Source organism: uncultured Sphingomonas sp. (assembly GCF_964235535.1).
Lineage (GTDB): Bacteria > Pseudomonadota > Alphaproteobacteria > Sphingomonadales > Sphingomonadaceae > Sphingomonas.
Window position 1 is genome coordinate 1 of sequence record NZ_CAXSBH010000111.1, and the last position, 2109, is coordinate 2109.

Annotated in this window: 4 protein-coding genes and 1 pseudogene; 2 read left to right on the forward strand and 3 right to left on the reverse strand. The window is 66.5% G+C overall.

The annotated features are described in order from the left end of the window. A partial coding sequence (locus ACFE7F_RS15885) for a TetR family transcriptional regulator (RefSeq protein ID WP_375404815.1) occupies positions 1-1016 on the forward strand: 1016 nt, incomplete at its 5' end. Between the two features lie 13 nt (positions 1017-1029). Further along, positions 1030-1332 carry a hypothetical protein gene (locus ACFE7F_RS15890; RefSeq protein ID WP_375404817.1) on the forward strand — a complete coding sequence of 101 codons (303 nt, stop codon included), beginning with the start codon at positions 1030-1032 and terminating at the stop codon, positions 1330-1332. On the opposite strand, the gene ACFE7F_RS15895 is transcribed toward ACFE7F_RS15890, so the two are convergent. The 3 genes and pseudogenes from ACFE7F_RS15895 to ACFE7F_RS15905 form a co-directional block, all read right to left on the reverse strand. Beyond that, entirely contained in the window at positions 1244-1573 is a 330-nt protein-coding gene (locus tag ACFE7F_RS15895; protein ID WP_375404816.1) for an RNA polymerase sigma factor, read from the reverse strand. The genes ACFE7F_RS15890 and ACFE7F_RS15895 overlap by 89 nt on opposite strands. Further along, a complete protein-coding gene (locus ACFE7F_RS15900) occupies positions 1521-1775 on the reverse strand; it encodes a hypothetical protein (RefSeq protein WP_375404818.1) in 255 nt (84 codons plus the stop codon). The genes ACFE7F_RS15895 and ACFE7F_RS15900 overlap by 53 nt, the downstream gene beginning before the upstream one ends. Then, positions 1768-2109, reverse strand: a pseudogene (locus ACFE7F_RS15905) (hypothetical protein); the annotation flags it as partial. The gene ACFE7F_RS15900 and the pseudogene ACFE7F_RS15905, both read right to left, overlap by 8 nt.

Here is a 2109-nt window from a genome sequence, read left to right on the forward strand (position 1 = left end):
TGGAACGTACGCTACTTTGGACGCGGGAACAGGCCGCGACCGCGGCGCGGGAGACAAGCGGCTTGCGCGCCGTCAGGTCGTTCGTTCGCGCTCACCTGTCGCTGCAGCGGGACTCCTATCCGACCGATGCTCCCCGATATGCCCTGCTGTCCGACATGCATTCGATGAGCGGGGACCGGCGCGCGACGCTGACGGCCATCTATGTCGAGGTCGTGTCGTTGCTGCGGGGCGGCTTGAGGATCGCTGATCCCCAACAGGCGCTGGTCGCGACGCTCGTGCTTTTGGCGACCGTGCATTGGATCCCGTCCTGGATCAGCGGTTACGCGGACGGGGACATCCCCCGCGCGGAGGCGCGGCTGCTCGACATCCTGACGACTGGTCTCGCCGGATCGCCCGATTGGCCGTCGAACGCTCCGCCGCCCGAGGAGCCCGACCTGCTGGACGCGCAAAGCCGCTTTCTGCACGCGGCCACGACCCTGATAAATCGTGACGGCTACCACGGGGCGAGCGTCGAGAAGATCGCCGCCGAACTGGGTGTCAGCACCGGCAGCTTCTACCATCACCTTGACAACAAGAACGAGCTCGTGGTGGCCTGTTTCCGGCGCAGCTTCGCGCTGATCGATCACGCCAGGATCATCGGCGAGGAAGGCGGCGGAACCCAGGGAGACCAGCTGGCGAGGACCGCCGCGAGCCTGTTCCGCCTGCAGATCGAAGGGCTCAACCCGCTGCTGCGAACCAACGCCTATCAGGCGCTACCGCCGCCCTTGCGACGGCGGATGCTTCACCGCACCGAACAGATGCAGCGCCATTTCGCCGGCATGATCGCGGACGGGATCGCCGAAGGATCGATTCGCGCCGTAGACCCTCTCATTGCCAGCCGTATCTTCATCTCGATCATCAACGCCGCCGCGGACGTTCGTGACTGGCCGACCGGCGCTTCGCTTGCCACCAGCTTGGCGGCGTATCTCTCGATCCTGACAGATGGTCTCTGGGGTCGAGGCGGGCGGCACCGGTAAGCGGGAGCACGGCATGAGCACATTCGACCATGCCGTCGTCGGCAACTCGGCGGGAGCCGTGCCGACAGCGCGGCTCGGCGAACACCCCGACGTCGTGGTCGCGCTGCTCGAGGCGGGCGATCGGCCTCCCGAACGCGAAGCCATGCCGGCGGCGTGCGCGAGCCCTCAGCTCGGTCGCCAAACCGACCAGACGCCTATCGGTGATCCGGGCAAAGGCGGTCGCGGTTTCAGAGATTGGCGGATGCCGGTGCGGCACGGCAAGATGCTCGGCGGATCGTCGGGCACCAACTGGACTTGCCCCGGAAGCCCGGTATGAACGAGTTGCGCATAATCGTGCGTGCCCAGGCGGCGAGGTTCGCGCCCGCTCGGAACGAGGAGAGCGCCGCCCAGCAGTGGGCCACGGTGTCTTGAACCAGATCATCGGCGTCAGAAGCGCTGCCGGTCAGTAGACGAGCATAACGACCGAGTGCCGCGGTCGTATTAGCCAACGCCCACCCGAACGCATCATCCGGCAGCTCGGCGGGCGCGACCAGCTTCAAAGCCAGCCTGTTGTGCATCGGCTGCTCCTGCCTCGTTCAGTTGAATGGGCTTCGTCGAGACGTGATCGGGAGCCAGCACGCTGGGCGTTTCGGCTGCCGCAGCGGCGACGCTGTATCGTCCCGCCAGATCGAGGTGCACGAGACGGGCTATGGAGTCCTCCGTCTTGTTGGCCATGATAAGGGACGCGTTCATCCGCGAAAGAAGATACTGCCTATCCATGTGCTGCTCCCGGTGGTTTGGGTGGCGGTCGAAGGAGTTCGCGCAGCGCGTCGACCTTGCCGCGCGAGATGCCGCCACCCTTCGCGGTCGCGACCGCAGGCCCTTCGTCGCTGGCCGGCCGGCGCAGCGCCAGAACAAGGGCGCGCAAGGCTTCGAGGTGCGGGTCGGAAAGCGGGAGCGGGCCGTAGCTCCCGAACAGCGAAGAGCAGAACACGCCCCATCGGCCTGCGGAGAGGCGCCGGGGCAGAGGATCGCGACGGCCGATCGAGATGGCCAATTGCTCCGACGCATCAAACAGCACCGCGTCTTCCACGGTTTCGGACGCGAGGAGCGT